Origin of the sequence: Paenibacillus sp. FSL L8-0435 (assembly GCF_037965655.1) — a bacterium.
In the GTDB taxonomy this organism is placed as follows: Bacteria; Bacillota; Bacilli; order Paenibacillales; family Paenibacillaceae; genus Paenibacillus.
Genome location: NZ_CP150185.1, coordinates 6,772,812 through 6,789,890 on the forward strand (window position 1 = coordinate 6,772,812; position 17,079 = coordinate 6,789,890).

The 17,079-nt window shown below is 46.9% G+C and carries 16 protein-coding genes; 10 read left to right on the top strand and 6 right to left on the bottom strand.

Annotated elements, in window-relative coordinates; translation table 11 throughout:
• Positions 1–420: 420 nt before the first annotated feature.
• Positions 421–1,659 (top strand): peptidase T, encoded by a 1,239-nt coding sequence (pepT, locus tag NST33_RS29950; RefSeq protein ID WP_339306170.1) that lies wholly within the window; start codon positions 421–423, stop codon positions 1,657–1,659.
• A 136-nt stretch (positions 1,660–1,795) separates the two neighbouring features.
• Here pepT and NST33_RS29955 read toward each other — a convergent pair whose 3' ends face one another.
• Positions 1,796–2,488, bottom strand: coding sequence for a cyclic nucleotide-binding domain-containing protein (locus tag NST33_RS29955; protein WP_339306172.1), 693 nt, complete (start codon positions 2,486–2,488; stop codon positions 1,796–1,798).
• A 285-nt stretch (positions 2,489–2,773) separates the two neighbouring features.
• On the opposite strand from NST33_RS29955, the gene NST33_RS29960 reads away from it, so the two are divergent.
• Positions 2,774–3,613, top strand: a complete 840-nt coding sequence (locus tag NST33_RS29960; protein ID WP_339180520.1) for a methyl-accepting chemotaxis protein — start codon at positions 2,774–2,776, stop codon at positions 3,611–3,613.
• A 147-nt stretch (positions 3,614–3,760) separates the two neighbouring features.
• Here the strand turns inward: NST33_RS29960 and NST33_RS29965 are convergent, their stop codons facing one another.
• Positions 3,761–5,197 carry an alanine/glycine:cation symporter family protein gene (locus tag NST33_RS29965; RefSeq protein ID WP_339306174.1) on the bottom strand — a complete coding sequence of 479 codons (1,437 nt, stop codon included), beginning with the start codon at positions 5,195–5,197 and terminating at the stop codon, positions 3,761–3,763.
• Between the two features lie 327 nt (positions 5,198–5,524).
• Here NST33_RS29965 and NST33_RS29970 point away from each other — a divergent pair, with 327 nt between their 5' ends.
• Complete coding sequence (locus NST33_RS29970; RefSeq protein ID WP_339308792.1) at positions 5,525–6,454, top strand: response regulator; 930 nt, start codon at positions 5,525–5,527, stop codon at positions 6,452–6,454.
• Positions 6,455–6,627: 173 nt separating this feature from the next.
• On the opposite strand, the gene NST33_RS29975 is transcribed toward NST33_RS29970, so the two are convergent.
• Positions 6,628–6,804, bottom strand: coding sequence for an aspartyl-phosphate phosphatase Spo0E family protein (locus tag NST33_RS29975; RefSeq protein WP_017691636.1), 177 nt, complete (start codon positions 6,802–6,804; stop codon positions 6,628–6,630).
• A gap of 436 nt (positions 6,805–7,240) precedes the next feature.
• Between NST33_RS29975 and NST33_RS29980 the strand changes: the two genes are divergently transcribed.
• Together NST33_RS29980 and NST33_RS29985 are read left to right on the top strand one after the other, a co-directional pair.
• Complete coding sequence (locus tag NST33_RS29980) at positions 7,241–7,864, top strand: acetate uptake transporter (protein WP_221819949.1); 624 nt, start codon at positions 7,241–7,243, stop codon at positions 7,862–7,864.
• Positions 7,865–8,074: 210 nt separating this feature from the next.
• On the top strand, positions 8,075–8,587 hold the full coding sequence (locus tag NST33_RS29985; protein WP_221820279.1) for an acyl-CoA thioesterase: 513 nt from the start codon (positions 8,075–8,077) through the stop codon (positions 8,585–8,587).
• A gap of 41 nt (positions 8,588–8,628) precedes the next feature.
• Here the strand turns inward: NST33_RS29985 and NST33_RS29990 are convergent, their stop codons facing one another.
• Both NST33_RS29990 and NST33_RS29995 read right to left on the bottom strand, forming a co-directional pair.
• Positions 8,629–9,705, bottom strand: coding sequence for an anthranilate phosphoribosyltransferase (locus NST33_RS29990; RefSeq protein ID WP_339306176.1), 1,077 nt, complete (start codon positions 9,703–9,705; stop codon positions 8,629–8,631).
• A gap of 18 nt (positions 9,706–9,723) precedes the next feature.
• Complete coding sequence (locus NST33_RS29995; protein ID WP_339306178.1) at positions 9,724–10,317, bottom strand: ANTAR domain-containing protein; 594 nt, start codon at positions 10,315–10,317, stop codon at positions 9,724–9,726.
• Positions 10,318–10,907: 590 nt separating this feature from the next.
• Between NST33_RS29995 and nirB the strand changes: the two genes are divergently transcribed.
• Genes nirB through cobA form a run of 4 tightly spaced genes read left to right on the top strand, consistent with a single transcriptional unit; the run spans position 10,908 to position 15,369 of the window.
• On the top strand, positions 10,908–13,349 hold the full coding sequence (gene nirB, locus NST33_RS30000; protein WP_339306180.1) for a nitrite reductase large subunit NirB: 2,442 nt from the start codon (positions 10,908–10,910) through the stop codon (positions 13,347–13,349).
• Positions 13,350–13,365: 16 nt separating this feature from the next.
• Positions 13,366–13,683 (top strand): nitrite reductase small subunit NirD, encoded by a 318-nt coding sequence (gene nirD / locus NST33_RS30005; RefSeq protein WP_221819961.1) that lies wholly within the window; start codon positions 13,366–13,368, stop codon positions 13,681–13,683.
• 37 nt (positions 13,684–13,720) lie between these two features.
• Positions 13,721–14,602: a formate/nitrite transporter family protein gene (locus NST33_RS30010; protein WP_221819962.1), complete on the top strand. Its 882-nt coding sequence runs from the start codon at positions 13,721–13,723 to the stop codon at positions 14,600–14,602.
• Positions 14,599–15,369 carry a uroporphyrinogen-III C-methyltransferase gene (cobA, locus tag NST33_RS30015; RefSeq protein WP_221819963.1) on the top strand — a complete coding sequence of 257 codons (771 nt, stop codon included), beginning with the start codon at positions 14,599–14,601 and terminating at the stop codon, positions 15,367–15,369. The genes NST33_RS30010 and cobA overlap by 4 nt, the downstream gene beginning before the upstream one ends.
• A 6-nt stretch (positions 15,370–15,375) precedes the next feature.
• Here cobA and NST33_RS30020 read toward each other — a convergent pair whose 3' ends face one another.
• Positions 15,376–16,014, bottom strand: coding sequence for a TetR/AcrR family transcriptional regulator (locus NST33_RS30020; RefSeq protein WP_336763007.1), 639 nt, complete (start codon positions 16,012–16,014; stop codon positions 15,376–15,378).
• Positions 16,015–16,209: 195 nt separating this feature from the next.
• Here NST33_RS30020 and NST33_RS30025 point away from each other — a divergent pair, with 195 nt between their 5' ends.
• On the top strand, positions 16,210–16,977 hold the full coding sequence (locus tag NST33_RS30025) for an SDR family oxidoreductase (protein WP_017691632.1): 768 nt from the start codon (positions 16,210–16,212) through the stop codon (positions 16,975–16,977).
• The last annotated feature ends 102 nt before the right edge of the window (positions 16,978–17,079 follow it).

The window sequence follows — 17,079 nt, forward strand, 5'->3', positions numbered from 1 at the left end:
TTTTGTGACCTAGTACCCTTTTTGATACCTAGAATCCTCACATTTCGGTTCTGCCCCATTCTGGAAATGACTGCAAAACATGATATGATAACCATAGAGAACCACAATAATTACTATACCCAATTTACATAAGTTGTGACTAACGGTTACACGATAACGGAGAGGGCAGAAATAACCTGTAGAAGCGGAGCTAAAAGCTTTCTGCAAGAAAGTTACTTCGAAAGCATACACTTCGCCTAAAAGTTTTCTGAAAGAAAGCTGCATCGAAAGCATACGCTATCCCATATTTTCACCTTTGTAAAAGTGGATCAAAAAAATCTGGGGATAACAGCGATCAGAAGGTTATTCTGGCCTCGTAGTGGATCAGTGTAAAACAAGTAGTTCAACTTATATACTACTCAAGCTAGGGAGAGGTTATATATGAAAGATATATTAATTCAAAGACTGAGTACTTATGTTCAGATGGATACCCAATCCGATGAAAATAGCGAGACATGCCCTTCCACATCCGGCCAACTGGCCTTGGGCAAACTGCTCGTTGAAGAATGTACCTCCATTGGTCTGCAAGATGTAACGATGGATGAGAACGGTTATGTCATGGCTACACTGCCATCCAATACCGACAAGGATGTTCCCGTAATTGGTTTCCTGGCTCACCTCGATACAGCGACCGACTTTACTGGCAAAAATGTCAAACCACAGGTCATCGATAACTATGACGGTGCTGACATTGTGCTGAACTCGGAACTGGATGTAGTACTGTCCAACAAGGATTTCCCGGAACTGCACGAGTATAAAGGCCACACCCTGATCACAACCGATGGTACAACATTGCTTGGTGCAGATAATAAGGCAGGCATTGCCGAGATCATGACGGCGATGGCCTATCTGATTGAACACCCGGAAATGAAACACGGTAAGATTCGGGTTGCTTTTACCCCCGATGAAGAGATTGGCCGTGGACCGCACAAGTTCGATGTAGCTGCTTTTGGAGCCAAATATGCGTACACGGTCGACGGTGGACCACTTGGCGAGCTAGAATACGAGAGCTTTAACGCAGCTGCCGCCAAAATTACCGTACGAGGCACCAATGTACATCCTGGAACTGCGAAGGATAAGATGGTGAACTCCCTGAAAATTGCGATGGAATTGAATCGACGCCTGCCTGTGGAGGAAGCTCCTGAATTCACGGACGGTTATGATGGGTTCTACCATCTGTTGTCTCTGGAGGGTGATGTTGAGCTGACAAAGATGAGCTACATCATCCGTGATTTCGACCGAGAGAAGTTTGAAGAGCGCAAAACAAATCTATTGAATATCGCAAACGAACTGAAGACCAAGTATGGAGAGAAAAGCATCACGGTTGAATTGAATGACCAGTACTATAACATGCGTGAGAAAATTGAACCCGTACGCCAGATCGTCGATATTGCCCATGAAGCCATGACCCGACTGGACATCGAACCTGTTATTCGCCCCATCCGGGGAGGAACAGATGGTTCCCAGCTATCCTATATGGGCATGCCAACACCAAATATTTTCACTGGTGGTGAGAACTACCACGGCAAATTCGAGTATGTATCGGTAGACAATATGGTGAAGGCCACCCGTGTCATTGTAGAGATCGCTCAATTGTTCGAACAACGCGGAGATATCTAATCCACTTGAAGTGTATAGCAAAAAGAGCACCCCTCGGTATATTCGGGAGGGTGCTCTTTGTTATACCGTATTGTAATTTAATGTGTCGCGTCATGTCGCATAGATATACAGGCTTGGTCTTTATTTTAAAATGCCATCACTCATATATATTGCCTCCCGCGATGACACGCAACTGTTCCAGATCACAGATCACTAGCTTTCGCTGCACTTTGAGAATAATATCTCGATTACACAGATCTTGAACGACTCTATTAAGATGTCTATAGCTGGTGCCCAGCATATCTGCCAGTTCGGTGAGCTTGGAGGTCTGGATCTCTTCTGAAGAGGACTCCTCCTGGCCCATGGTGGACAACAGATAGCTGGCAAATCGGCTTTCGACCGGATATAACATATTCAGACTTGACAGGTTGGAAAAGGTGTACAATTTATGCGTAACTTGACTCAGCATAAAGTGGAGAAACCTAGGGTTCTCTGCATACGTATTCTGGAGCGCGCGATAGCTGATACCCAGCAGCAGGCTTCTGCTCACAGACTCTACCGTATTCATAGCCTCCTTGCCATTTATCAGTTCCAAATCTCCCACGAGCGCAAGTGGTGTACTGAAACGAAGCAACAGAGACTTCCCGTTAGGCAGGGTGGTATAGATCTTGAGCTTGCCCTGCACGAGAAAATACAATCGCTCCGGTCGCTCACCTTTGGCACATATCATCTCGCCCTTCGCAGCTTCAAGTAGTCGCAACTCAGCAAGTGCAGGCTTGTCCAGCACCTGATCCAACCCATTCTCTCGGGCGAGTTGCCGCACAAGTCCAAAGTCCATAATTTCTTTCATTCCGACTTCCCCTCCGTTGTCGTATATAACGCATGCAAAAGGACATATGTCCCATAATTGATATACATTCGTACAAATATCTTGATATAAAAATAGTTACAGCTAACACTTATATCCAGTAAATCATTTCAAATGGGAAATATTTTAAAATTTAATCATAAAATGTTCATTCTTTCATGCAAAATGCCGTTCACGAAAGGCCATTACCGTCCGATGAAAGATAGAGCATTCCATAGAGATCGTTAAAAATAATACATTCAAATATTGAAAGGATGGTCCTCTTCCATGAACGTTGTAGATGCCCTGCTTAAAGTAATGCCTTATATCAGCCTGATCCTTAGAGAACCAGCTAGTTTAACTGTATATGATCACGAAAAGGTATTGGAGGTTATTACCACCGACAAGTTTGACCTTGGTTTTGAAAAAGGAATGCCACTCTTGGAATCGTATCAAAACTTTTCCATCTTAAAAAATGGAAGAGAAGCTACTCTCGCTACTCTCTCCAAGGACGTTTATGGTATCGAACTGGATATTTTGAACATTCCGATCTTTGATGATCACCAGAAAGTTGTTGCTGTTTTCTGTGTATCTTACGACCAATCTAACCAGAACCAACTTGAGGATATTATACAAGAAAATCAAACCATCAATGGTAACCTCGTTGATATGGTGCAACATGTCGCTGCTCATGCTGAAGAATTGCAAGCAACCAGTGAGCAGATCTTGCAGAACACAAGACTTGCTGTTCAGAACTCTTCCCAAATCAACAAAGTAGCCGGGTTCATTCGTGAAATCTCTGAGCAAACCAACTTGCTTGGCCTGAATGCCGCTATTGAAGCCGCTCGCGTTGGTGAAGCTGGTGCTGGTTTCGGTGTGGTTGCTTCCGAAGTACGCAAACTCTCTGTGGATGCCAAACAAGCTACAAGTGATATCGATACCAGTCTGAGAGATGTACAACAGGTCATCAAACAGATGGAAGTTGAAGTCTCCCAGATTGCAGCCTCTTCACAGGAACAAGCAACGCTTGTATCCTCCTTTACGGATGTGATTGAGCAGCTTAATGAAACAGGGGAGCGAATGAAAGTTCTGTCCGAACAACTGATCAGCTATTCCGTTAAAAATTAACCAAAACATATCTTTTGATGAACTTTGGCTAGTGCAAAGATATATTTTATATGCAACAAACAGGACTCGGGTTGCCCATGATGGATAATCCAAGTCCTGTTGTTTGTTGTGCCCATTTTATATAACCAACTACGTTCAGATAAAATCTTAATTGGTTACATGTTTTGATTTATCTCCTATAACTTCTTCTTCCGACTGCCAGCATTCCACTTCACCCGGAATATGAATGCGGTCCCGCGTAAAGACGGGATCACGTCCTTCAGCCTTTTGTTTCTTGTAGTCCTTCAACGCTTCAAAAGTCACCTTGGACAGCATCAGAATAGCAATCAAATTCACAACAACCATGAGCCCCATGAACAAGTCTGCTAAATCCCATACCAGCTGCACTTTGGCTACCGCACCAAACACCACCATCGCGATAACGCAAATGCGGTATACCCACAGCCAAACTTTGTTGGATTTGATAAACTCAATGTTGGTTTCTCCGTAGTAATAATTTCCGATTAGTGTACTGAAAGCAAACAGGAACACCATAACCGCCAGGAATCCTGATGCCCATGGACCAATATGTACACTTAATGCAGCCTGAGTTAACTCAATGCCACCTAGATTGGAACCTTTGTATACCCCGGATAGCAAAATAATCATGGCTGTGCTTGTACATATCACTAACGTATCTGTCAGCACGCCAAACGCCTGAATAAGTCCCTGTTTCACCGGATGTGTTGCATCCGCCGTTGCAGCAGCATTCGGGGCGCTACCCATGCCCGCCTCATTGGAGAACAATCCGCGTTTCACACCGTTCATCAGTGCAGCACCTAACGTTCCTCCAGCCACTTGTTCGATGCCGAAGGCATTTTTGACGATCAAGGCAATCATGGCCGGAAGCTGGGTAATGTTCGCCAGCACCACAAAAGCCGCTACCCCAATGTACAATACGGCCAGTACAACAACGATGTATTCCGATGCTTTTGCAATCCGCTTGACACCGCCCATGATAATTCCTGCAAATATCACAGCCATAATGATACCCACCGTTAACCGATCCGTGCCAAATGAGTTCTCAAATGCAACGGTAATCGTGTTAGACTGCACCGCATTGAAAACCAAACCGAATGAAAGCGTGATGAGAATGGCAAATAAAATCCCCATCCAGCGTTTGCCCAACCCACGTTCCATATAATATGCCGGACCCCCGCGGAATCCGCCCTTATCTTTCACTTTATAGATCTGAGCCAACGTACTCTCCACAAAACTGGAGGCTGACCCGATAATTGCAATGATCCACATCCAGAATATAGCCCCAGGTCCACCCAGTGCGATAGCCAGTGCAATACCGGTAATATTCCCCGTACCTACACGGGCCGCCATACTAATACAGAACGCCTGAAAAGGTGAAATTTTTCCTGGTACCTTGCTTTTCGGCTCTAGAAGCACCTTCACCATGTCTCCAATCATGCGGAATTGCATGAATCGGGTCTTGGTGGTGAAGTATATACCACATATTACCAATAGTATAATTAACACTTTGGACCATAGAAAATCATTGAAAATGACGACAATATCTTGTATTGTTTGCTCCATCGGTATGCCCCTTTTATGGTGTATTTCAAACACAGAGATGGTCACGTGAAAAGTTTGTACCATTCTGCACAACACTAGCCCCAGACTTCAGGATGTTACTTATATTACAAGGACATCTACGGAAATCGACAAATACCTACATGCAATTCCTACATTTATTTTAAAAATGGGCTTTATCGCCCAATCATTGTCATTTAACCTGACATATCAGGTTCTATGCAAGAAGGAAAGGAACGATTACACTGGAACGAGAGTTCATGGCGGAGTTAACCCCCTTTACCATAGATTTATCAATCACACCATTCGCAGAGAAAGGGAATGACTGACATGCGTTATTTTATCGTGGATGATGATCCCGGCGTTCGTTCCATGTTGATGGATATTATTGAGGATGAAGGCCTTGGCGATATTGCCGGGGAAGCTGAGGACGGAGCACATATTCACGCGGAAGTGTTGGAACTGCATAAGGTGGATATCCTGCTGATTGATCTGCTGATGCCACAACGAGACGGGGTCCAGACTGTGCGGGCGCTTGAAGGAAGGTTCGAGGGCAAGATCGTCATGATCTCCCAGATCGAGTCGAAAAATATGATCGGAGAAGCCTATTCACTAGGCATTGAATATTATATTACGAAGCCGATTAACCGGTTAGAGATTCTATCTGTTCTGCGGCTGGTGAACGAAAGGCTTCGGATGCAGCAATCCATCGCTGATATTCAGCGGACATTGCAGGGATTGTCCGGTTTGAATTCTAGCGAACGTGCTGCGGCTCCTGTTCCGGACAAAACAATTACGACTGCAGGACATTTCCTGCTGTCCGAGATGGGCATGATCGGCGAAGCAGGCAGCAGGGATCTGCTGGACATGCTGGAATATCTGGAGCAGGTAGAGACAGATGAGCATAAGCTGTCCCCCTATACGTTCCCATCCCTCAAAGACATCTTCCAGAATGTAGCGATACGTAAACTGGGAGAAGACGCCTCTCTCGCAGAGGTGAACAAGGAGATCAAGGCATCGGAACAACGTGTTCGCAGAGCCATCTTCCAGACTCTGAGCCATGTGGTTTCTCTGGGATTAACAGATTATACACATCCCAAATTCGAGAACTATGCATCCAAATTTTTCGATTTCACCGAAATTCGCAAGAAAATGCTGGAGCTGCAAAACAATGTGGAGCCTTCCTTGTCCCAGACACGCATTAATACAAAAAAGTTCGTGCAGGTCCTATATTTGGAAGCCAAACGATTGCTGCATTAAACAGATGCATGATGGATACAATGCCAAAACAAACGGGCATGAATATTACGCCGGTAGGATACCGCCTCATCAACTGAGGCTGTCCATACCGGCTATATTCATGCCCGTCTGTACGATCAAGCGTTACAATCTATATGATTTGTTTCGTGTATAAAATCAAAATCGCTTTGGGTTCAGGCCCGTGAATGGTTTCGGCTAATTCGGTTATACTCATTAATCAATTCGTCCAATGCCATAGACTGCCGAATCACATCGGGATGCCCAAGACCACCCTTGTTATGCTCTACCAGCATATGAAGGTTATGTCTGGCCTTCTCTATTTTATTTTTCAAATCCAAACTCATAACCATGACCCCTGATACCTCCTTATTCTGTGAACCATTTTAGTTTTTCCTGTCAATCTATAGTTGGATTAACATATGGCATAGGAGACAAGGATGTTTTGTATTCTTCTCCAAATTTTGATAAAGATTATTTTATCACACAAGAGCTGATCCGAAAATGGCTGATATGACGCAATTTTAGTGGTATTATCGTGGGTTGGATTCTAGCGTCTGGCCTCATCGTTCACCGCCAGAACGGATTGTGTCGTAAATGTGTATATTGAAAAAACAGAAAGTACATTGGTTCAAAAGGTAATAAAATCCCTTTCCATAATGGGGTCATTCAGGTACAATAGGGCGATGTGTGTGTCCGGACCCGGCGGATACAAATGATGTAATGTAGAGGACGGCCAACGACGGCCATTGATCCTGATTTGATATTATTGGAGGCTTAATCATCACCATGCAGACCGATTCACAGACTAAAGTCAAAATTGTTAACGCCGATCCCAGCGCAATGGGATTATTTGGGTTGGCTATCGTAACCCTGGTCGCTTCTTCCCAAAAGCTTGGCATTACGGATGGACTTAGCTACGCTATTCCTTGGGCGATCTTCCTGGGTGCCTTTGCCCAGCTATTCGCATGTATTCAAGATTCCAAACGCAACAATACCTTTGGCACAACGGCTTTTGGCGCGTACGCATTCTTCTGGTTTGCCATGGCGGCCAACTGGATGATCAAAATGGGCGTATTTGGCTCCACGCTTGCTGAACAGGCCGATGGCAAACAGCTCGGATTTGCTTTTGCCGGATACCTCGTATTCACCCTGTTCATGACAATCGGTGCGATTGAAGCGAATAAAGTATTGCTTATCATCTTCATTCTGATCGACTTCCTGTTCCTTGGCTTGACCTTTGACGCTTTCGGCGTAGCTCCTCACATTTTCCACACCATTGCAGCATACGCTGAACTGGCGATCGGAATTGTGTCCCTGTATGGTACAGGTGCTTCGGTACTGAACGCTCACTTCGGTTATGCGTTCTTGCCGATCGGCAAACCGTCCGGCATTTTCAAGCCTAAGGCTTAATATACAGCAGTTAACCGCCAGCGCGCCGGTCCGCGCCTGGCGGTTTTTTTGCAGTCTGACTTCATTTGAATATGTATCTAACCGACACCTATACTAGGGATAACAGATCAAAAATAGACCCTGCAACACCCGAAATGAAATGTCACAGCAGCCATACTGTAAGGAGGAAAAAGCATGAGAGAGATACCGAAACCCACGGAGATGGATCAGGTGGAGAAAAAATATGTACGCGAAACACGTTGTTTCAAGACGGCACGGGTGTTCCCAACCGATGTCAACAATCATAATACGTTATTCGGCGGCAAGCTGATGTCCTACATCGATGATATTGCATCTATCGCCGCTTCCAAGCTATGCCGGGTCAATACCGTAACGGCCTCAACTGACTCGGTGGATTTCCTGTACCCGATTAACCCAACGGATTCGGTTACGCTTGAATCGTTCGCGTCCTGGACAGGACGCAGTTCCATGGAGATTTTTGTGAAAGTGATTCGAGAGGATCTGAAAACCGGAGAGAAGAAAATTGCAGCAACTGCATTTCTGACCTTTGTGGCCTTGGACGAAAATAATCGCAAACTGATCGTGCCTCGCATTATCCCAGAGACCGAAGAAGAGAAGAAATTATACGAGACCGCTCCGGATCGGGCGGCCATGCGGAAACAACGGCGGCAAGAGAGCAAGAAATTCGCTGACTTCCTGACCGTTACTTATCCTTGGGAATAAAAACACGCTAAACAATAACAAGATTGAACACCAGCATTACATTATCTGGACGATGCCGGATAGATGGACACCGCTCTGTTATCCGGCAGTTCGCCACCCATGGAGACACACCACTGCTGATAGATGCGATACGCTGCACCACTCTCCAGCAATCCCTGACAAGTGTATATGCCCTCTTCGATGGAATTGACACGCCCCGCCACGTACAAGCGAAAACCTCCATTTAACAAGACCTGATTCACAAAAGCAATATGACCATCACCGCTTAACACACTTTCCGCCACTTCAAGCTGCTTTGCAGCCGTCCAGACCAGTTCCGGCACGGGCATATCCAGTTCATAGGCTGCTGGATCAACCAATTCCAGCTTCATATCGCCGTCTTCCACGGCGTATACGCGGGTTGGGCGATCAATATACAGATCCTCAGAACCTTCCATCCCCTGTACAACATAAGCACGACGATAGTTAAACCGGGTGAGCAACTTCGCAATCCGATCCAGAAAGGTATTATGAAATACACCAAACACCAAATACGGTGAATGGTTATAATCAATCAGTTTCTCTGCTGTGTTAAACACCGTTCGAAAACCCAACTCTTCCCGTAACGGACGAAGCTTGCGAAGAGGTGCGCACCAATCCTCGGAGGACACGTACATGACACCCGAACGCAATGCAGCGCTCCGGGCATCTTCCCGATCCATCTTGTGTGTATCAATGCCCATTTCCTTCAAAAGTACCGACAACGTGACGCCCCACTTGGGTGGTAAAGGATCACTCCCATGTAAAGTCACCGGCAACCCGGCTGCCGCGAGTACAAATGCAACCGGAAACGTGGCCATGAACGACTTTGTCCGTCCATCATAAGGACCTGCGCAGTCCAATCCATCCTGAAATATGGAGAAACGTTCCGCACTGTTACGACATGCATGAACAAAAGCTTCCAGTTCCTCGACGTTTTCCATTTTCATACGTTCAGCCATTAGAAACGCAGCCGTCTGGGCAGGGGAAACCTCCTGTTTCAGGATTTTCTCTGCTACAGTCAGTGCCTCTGTATAATTCAGATCACGCGAGCCTCGTTTCCCACGTCCGACCTCTCGGAGTATCTGAGACATATCCATGGAGAATCCTCCTTCCAATTAAGACTGGAGCAGTTGATGGGCCTTCACAATCGCTGTGGCTACATCGACCATCCGTTTGCGTTCATCCATCGCTTTCTTGCGTAACAGGTCATAGGCTTCGGCCTCCGAGATCTGCTTCAGATCACTAAGGATAGCCTTCGCCATATCAATCCACTTCCGATCCTCCAGCCTGGATTGCAGCTGCTTCCGTTCCTGCTCCCACTGTTTGCGTTCCATGTAGCGCCGGGCTGCAAAGTGAAGAGTCCAGTGAATCTCGGGCCCAGTCATGGATGGTGTAAGTATTCCATCAAATGAGGTTTCGACCTCGCAGGACTCTGCGGAGGAAGAGGCTGTATCTGGCGCGCACCACCAAAGCAGCGGTGAATCCGACTTACCCTTTCCCAGGCAGCTCCCCCAGTATTCCACATCAGTCAGGGATAGGTGTAAAATGGATGCTTCCGCCTCACGAGCCAGCTTCAGCACTTCCGTTTCACTGCCTGCCACCTGTACATGGTACCCGTTTGCTCCCAGCAGCCTCTCCGGTGTCAGAGGGATTGCATCGGTTGAGGCAGCTATCGTTGGTTGTACACGGATGACCAATAAAGATCGCATGATGGATCAATCCCTCCCTATTACGTATAGTCAGAGTCCATAACATTTAAGGCGTTAATACATGAAAGCAATAAATGTGTCATGTTACCTGACAAAAACCAAATAGTCACAATTATACGTTCCGAATTCAATATGTTGATAAGCATTTCATGCCTCGCCATCCTGCACTAATAAAGGGTGAAACAGCGACCATGGCACCTTTTCTACAGTTTTATTCATAACCGGTATACTAATTTTATCTAAATTCTTCATTCTTATGAAGGTATGTCTGTAAAACGTCGTCGTCCCATTGATATTCCAATAAACTCATGTAAACATAATTAACTTTAAATTTCAAATACTTTTTTATGTTAACTATATTGACATGGATAGATCGATCTTTTATAGTTAAGCCATAACAACTCCATATTTGAATCGATCACAGTTACAACGGCGTAGCTGGTTGAAACGGCAATGAAGCCTGTTTTGCAATCTCGGAGCAAGGGATGCGTATGTATATGCGCAGTCCTCCGAGGCATAACAGGCTTTTTCGATTTTAGAGACAAGGTTTCAAGGCAGTTAGCAGAATGGACCTAAGGGGGCTAATCATAATGAGTACAACGAAAAAACTGGTGCTGGTCGGTAATGGCATGGCGGGAATCCGCACAATTGAACATATCCTTAAGCTTGCTCCGCATGCTTATGAAATTACAGTCTTCGGCGCAGAGCCGCATCCCAACTACAACCGTATCATGCTATCTTCTGTACTGGCAGGCGGAACAACGATCGAAGATATCGTAATCAACGAGTGGAGCTGGTACGAAGATAACGGCATTCGGGTATACCCCGGTGACCCAGTCGTTCAGATCAATGCCGAGCGCAAAGAAGTTGTATCTCAAAATGGTGTACGCGCAGCCTACGATGAGCTGATTATGGCAACCGGTTCACAGGCGTTCATCCTCCCGCTTCCCGGCGCTAACAAGGAAGGCGTGATCGGATTCCGAGATATTAAAGACTGCGAGACCATGATGGCAGCATCACAAAAGTATCGTAAAGCTGCCGTCATTGGAGGCGGATTGCTTGGACTGGAAGCAGCGCGGGGACTGCTTAATCTGGGCATGGACGTCACGGTCATCCATATTAACGGTCATCTGATGGACCGGAACCTGGATTTGCCGGCAGGCCTGATGCTCCAGCGTGAGCTTGAAGATCAGGGCATGAAGTTCCTTTTGAACAAACATACCGAAGAAATCACAGGCAAACATCGAGTGAAAGCCATTCGTTTCACCGATCAATCGGTGCTTGAAGCGGATCTGGTTGTCATGGCTGTCGGGATTCGTCCGCAGATTGAACTGGCTCGCAATACCGGCCTCGATGTGAATCGCGGAGTCATTGTAGATGATTATATGCATACCAGCATCCCTGGCATCTCTGCCGTTGGCGAATGTGCAGAACATCGCGGTATTGCCTACGGACTGGTAGCTCCATTATATGAACAAGGTATGGTGCTCGCAAAACGCCTGGCTGGCGCGGCAACCGAAGGATACGAAGGTTCAGTCACTTCTACCAAGCTGAAAGTATCAGGTGTTGACGTATTCTCTGCCGGACAATTCAAAGACGCTGCAGACACTCGCAGCATTCGTATTCAGGATGACGTCGATGGTGTGTACAAAAAGATGGTGATCAAAGAAGGACAGCTGATCGGAGCTGTATTGTTCGGGGATACCACAGATGGCGCTTCTCTATTTTCCCTCATTAAGAGTGGTGAGAACATCAGTGGTCGGGAGAAAGAAATTTTGCTCGGTGTACCTTCCGGTAGTTCGGCCTCGGGCCCATCTGTCGCAGAACGCATGGCGAGTATGCCGGATGACGAGATCGTCTGTGGTTGTAACGGTGTTACCAAAGCTTCCATCGGGGACGCGGTTCTGAATAAAGGCTGTAATACACTGGGTGCAATCAAGTCCTGTACCAAAGCTTCCGCTTCTTGCGGTGGCTGCAAACCTATTATCGAAAATCTGCTCACGTATTATGCCGGTGATAATGTAGGCGAACAGACCAAAGAAGGCATCTGTGGCTGTACATCCTATGATCGGGATGAGATTGTTGCTCAGATCAAGGAGATGGGACTCAAAAGCGTCAAGGAAGTTATGAACGTTCTCGGTTGGAATGAACCGGAAGGTTGCTCCAAGTGCCGTCCTTCCCTCAACTATTATCTCGGGATGATCTGGCCGGCTGAATACACGGATGAGCGTGTATCCAAATTCACCAATGAACGTTATCACGCCAACATCCAGAAGGACGGTACCTACTCCGTTATTCCACGGATCTATGGTGGTGTCACTTCCCCGGCGGAATTGATCAAGATTGCAACTGTCGCAGAGAAATACGATGTGCCTTTGGTGAAATTCACGGGTGGACAACGACTCGATCTGCTCGGTGTACAGAAGGAGAACCTGCCGAAGATCTGGGAGGAACTCGATATGCCTTCCGGTTTTGGTTATGGCAAAGCGCTGCGTACGGTGAAGACTTGTGTAGGTAATACGTTCTGCCGATTCGGCACACAGGATTCCATTGAGATGGGTATTCGTCTGGAGAAAAAACTCGACAAGATGGTGGCTCCAGCCAAAGTAAAACTCGCTGTCTCTGGATGTCCGCGGAACTGTGCTGAAGCGACCATCAAAGATCTGGGTGTTGTCGCCATTGATGGCGCTTGGGAGATTCATGTTGGTGGTAACGCGGGAGTTAAGGTTCGTGCAGCCGAGTTGCTCTGTACGGTGAAGACCGATGCGGAAGTGGAAGAGTGGACTTACTCTTACCTGCAGTACTATAGAGAGAACGCAAAATGGAATGAGAGAACAGCGGCATGGATTGAACGGGTTGGTCTGGATCATGTGAAGGAAGCATTGGCGGATCAGGATGTACGTCTCGCTCTGGTTGAACGTCTGGAAGTTACACTGGGTCACACGGTTGATCCTTGGAAGGAAATCATTGAAGATGAGAAATTGCGTAAAAACTTCACCCCACTGTCCGGTGCCGAGCCGGTAACCCACTAGAAGAGGAGGAACAGCGATGAACAAATTCCGGATTGGACACCTTGCGGATATTGATGAAAAGGGAGCACGGACATTCCTGATACAGGACACCGAAATTGCCGTCTTCAAACTGAGCGACGGAAGTCTGCACGCCGTCGAGAATCGCTGCCCTCACAAGGGCGGCAAGCTGTCGGAAGGCATGGTGTGCGGGACAACCGTTCATTGTCCTTTGCATGATTGGAAGATTGATCTGCGTAACGGTAAGGTACATGAGCCGGATGAAGGCTGCTTGAATACCTACAAAACAGAAGTGGATAGCAACAGCGGAGAAATTTACATCACGATTGCGGGCTAAATGCTAGAGATACCCTGACATCAAGGAGGCGTGCGCTATGGATTTTGTTAAACCTGCAGAAGTGCTGCAATCGATGGTCGAAGCTGGTGAGAGCAAGGCCAGAATGAATCGGGTACAGATGCTGATCCGCGGTTTTCTCGCGGGGGCTATCCTTGCCTTTGCAACGACACTGGCATATACCGCTGTATCTCAAACTTCCGTTGGTTTGGCAGGTGCACTGATATTCCCGGCTGGATTCGCCATTATTATTCTGCTGGGTCTTGAATTGGTGACAGGAAACTTTGCGGTGCTTCCACTCGCAGTGATGAAACGTAAAATTACATGGATGGATATGCTCCGAAATTATTTTTGGGTGATCACAGGACATCTGCTCGGATGTGCATTCTATGCTCTGTTATACGGCTTGACCATTACGAAGATGGGTACGGATATGAGCAACCCTCTAATTCAAACGCTGATCCAGACCAGTGAAGCCAAGACACTGGGGTATCAGCACTTGGGTGGAGCTGGCATTGTTCTGGTCACCATCAAAGCCATTCTATGTAACTGGATGGTTACACTCGGGGCAGTGATGGCAATGACGTCCACTTCTACACTGGGTAAAATCGTAGCGATGTGGCTGCCCATTACGATATTTTTCGCTCAGGGATTTGAGCATGCTGTGGTAAATATGTTCGTCATTCCGGCAGGTATGATGCTTGGTGCACAGGTCAGTCTCGCTGACTGGTGGCTGTGGAATCAGATCCCGGTATTGGTGGGTAACCTCATTGGCGGAGTTGTATTTACAGGCCTCGGTTTATATGCTGCACACCACTGGGGAAATCCGGTGAAGATATCGACCAGACTGGCGACCATTCAGGGTGGTCGTTCAGGATTGGCAAGTTCCGATGCTGGACCGAAACTGGGGACACGATCATGAGTCGGGGCCTGGTTAGTATTATTGGCGCTGGTCCTGGAGATCCGGATCTGATTACGGTAAAAGCCCTGAAACGTATTCAGTCTGCAGATGTCATTATGTATGATCGGCTAGTGAATGATCAATTGCTCGCTGTGGCTCGTGAAGGAGCACTCCGCATCTACTGCGGCAAGGCGCCAGGCCTTCATTCCATGAGTCAGGAGATGATTGGACGGATGCTGGCTGCACATGCGGCGGAAGGCAAACAAGTTGTAAGACTCAAGGGTGGCGATCCGTTTATCTTTGGCCGTGGTGGTGAAGAAGCGCTTGTGCTGGCGGAAGCAGGGATTGCATTTGAGATCATTCCTGGCATCACTTCGGCTGTAGGTACATCCGCTTCATCCCTTATTCCGTTAACCCATCGCGGGGTTGCTTCATCCTTCGCATGTGTCACGGGAACCGGCAGTGATGGAAGTGTATCTTCGGTCCGCTGGGACCTGCTGGCCCATAGTGTAGATACGTTGGTCATCTACATGGGTATTAGCCAACTGCCCCAGATCCAACATGAATTGCTTCACCATGGCAAAAGCGGACACACCCCTGCGGCTTTAATCGAACGGGGAACCACTTCGGAGGAACGCATCATTACCGGCACACTTGCCGAACTCCACTCCCTCGCCAAGTCGCATAAAGTGATTAATCCGGCATTAATTATGATCGGCGAGTCTGTCCTGATCCGCGAACAGCTGCTTCAGATGCAACAGGCGGCGAACGCATCCATGACCGGATAATCTGACTTAATCCAACAGCATACGCTCATGAATAGTCCGACCCTTCTGCCCTGGTTCAATCAGCAGACGGGTCGGTTTGATGTTAATCAGCGCCGTAAGCTGCTCTCCCATATAATGCGCAGAATATTTGAATCCAATCTCTGCCCAATGCATGATCACGCCTACCGTAGCAGATACCAGATAACTTAACATGATGTCGTAATTAATCGTCCACTCACTATCCTCGGTCACCAATACAAAATCTTCGGTTAGATACGTTCTAAACATATTGCACAGCCGGGAACCCATATCCGAATGCATCGTTATTAATGCACGAAAGATATCCTGATGGGCTTCAATATATTCGAATACAGGCATCGTGGATGGCAGCAATGCAGTCATGTCCACTTCTTTGAGCTGTGCGTATGGTTCTGCATAAGCTCGCCCCACTCCCTGCATGAAATCATCCAGTATGAACTGCAACAACTCCGGTTTGCCGGGAAAATGTAAATAGAAGGTTCCCCGGTTGTAATCCGCCCGTTCCGTAATATCCCGGATTGTGAGGGCATCCGCTCCCTTTTCTAATATCAAAGAAACCGCCGCAGCGATGATCGCATCCTGCGTTCTTCGTGCTCTCCGGTCCTGAGGATGTTCAATGATCAACATTTTCGCCTCCTTTGTTCATTATTGTAATATAAATGAACACCGCTTACACCTCTGTCCGATAGCTGACATATGCGCTGTCAATGATTATTGTCACATTGCTATGTATATCTTAACATTGAGACAGGAAAGATAGACGACAGGTTGAAACTTTTTTTGAGAAATACCTGCCAATAATGAATAAGGAGCGGATAGTTCATGAGTACATCTTATACACATACAGCCGTTATTACAGGAGCAGCCGGGGGCATTGGTAAAGAATTGGCACGCCGCCTGGCTGAGCGCAAAATTAATTTGGTTCTGGTGGACCTGAATGAAGAAGCCATCCAACAGACGATTACTGATCTGAACCTCGACAAAGAGCACGTCATCGCCGTAAAAGCGAACGTATCCCAAGAAGCAGACGTTAAAAACTATGTGCAAAAAGCATTGGATGCTTTTGGCCGAATCGATTATTTTGCCAACAATGCCGGTATTGAAGGTCCAACAGGGCTGATCGAAGACCTGAGCGTTGAAGCACTCGACACCGTATATAACGTCAACATTCGTGGAGTATTCCTGGGTCTGCAAAATGTCATTCCAGTGATGAAAAAACAAAAATCCGGTGCGATTCTCAATACCTCTTCCCTCGCGGGTCTGATGGGTGCACCTGCTGTATCTCCATATATTATGTCCAAACATGCCGTAGTTGGTCTCACGCGTACCGCTGCGAATGAACTCGCACCTTATAATATCCGGGTTAACGCTGTATTGCCAGGCACAATCAACACACGTATGATGCGCCAGATCGAAGCAAATTCCGGTAACGTGGAAGACTATCAATCAGCAACGGTGTCCAGCATTCCAATGGGTCGTTACGGTGAACCGGAAGAAGTCGCTGCCGTAATGAACTTCCTGTTGTCCGAAGAAGCATCCTATGTAACAGCTTCCCTCTACACTGTAGATGGCGGCATGATGGGTCAATAAGAAGCTGCAAACGGTAGGATTGATAGAGATTGGGTCGATAGAACTTCAAGTCCATCCTTAGAAAAGTTATACCGACAGGTATTCCCGAAGGGATGCCTGGTT

What these genes read in the sequence shown, in the direction of transcription:
- pepT (WP_339306170.1), top strand. Translation starts at nt 421, where the DNA reads ATGAAAGATATATTAATTCAAAGACTGAGTACTTATGTTCAGATGGAT.
- NST33_RS29955 (WP_339306172.1), bottom strand. Translation starts at nt 2,488, where the DNA reads ATGAAAGAAATTATGGACTTTGGACTTGTGCGGCAACTCGCCCGAGAG.
- NST33_RS29960 (WP_339180520.1), top strand. Translation starts at nt 2,774, where the DNA reads ATGAACGTTGTAGATGCCCTGCTTAAAGTAATGCCTTATATCAGCCTG.
- NST33_RS29965 (WP_339306174.1), bottom strand. Translation starts at nt 5,197, where the DNA reads ATGGAGCAAACAATACAAGATATTGTCGTCATTTTCAATGATTTTCTA.
- NST33_RS29970 (WP_339308792.1), top strand. Translation starts at nt 5,525, where the DNA reads ATGCGTTATTTTATCGTGGATGATGATCCCGGCGTTCGTTCCATGTTG.
- NST33_RS29975 (WP_017691636.1), bottom strand. Translation starts at nt 6,804, where the DNA reads ATGGTTATGAGTTTGGATTTGAAAAATAAAATAGAGAAGGCCAGACAT.
- NST33_RS29980 (WP_221819949.1), top strand. Translation starts at nt 7,241, where the DNA reads ATGCAGACCGATTCACAGACTAAAGTCAAAATTGTTAACGCCGATCCC.
- NST33_RS29990 (WP_339306176.1), bottom strand. Translation starts at nt 9,705, where the DNA reads ATGGATATGTCTCAGATACTCCGAGAGGTCGGACGTGGGAAACGAGGC.
- NST33_RS29995 (WP_339306178.1), bottom strand. Translation starts at nt 10,317, where the DNA reads ATGCGATCTTTATTGGTCATCCGTGTACAACCAACGATAGCTGCCTCA.
- nirB (WP_339306180.1), top strand. Translation starts at nt 10,908, where the DNA reads ATGAGTACAACGAAAAAACTGGTGCTGGTCGGTAATGGCATGGCGGGA.
- nirD (WP_221819961.1), top strand. Translation starts at nt 13,366, where the DNA reads ATGAACAAATTCCGGATTGGACACCTTGCGGATATTGATGAAAAGGGA.
- NST33_RS30010 (WP_221819962.1), top strand. Translation starts at nt 13,721, where the DNA reads ATGGATTTTGTTAAACCTGCAGAAGTGCTGCAATCGATGGTCGAAGCT.
- cobA (WP_221819963.1), top strand. Translation starts at nt 14,599, where the DNA reads ATGAGTCGGGGCCTGGTTAGTATTATTGGCGCTGGTCCTGGAGATCCG.
- NST33_RS30020 (WP_336763007.1), bottom strand. Translation starts at nt 16,014, where the DNA reads ATGTTGATCATTGAACATCCTCAGGACCGGAGAGCACGAAGAACGCAG.
- NST33_RS30025 (WP_017691632.1), top strand. Translation starts at nt 16,210, where the DNA reads ATGAGTACATCTTATACACATACAGCCGTTATTACAGGAGCAGCCGGG.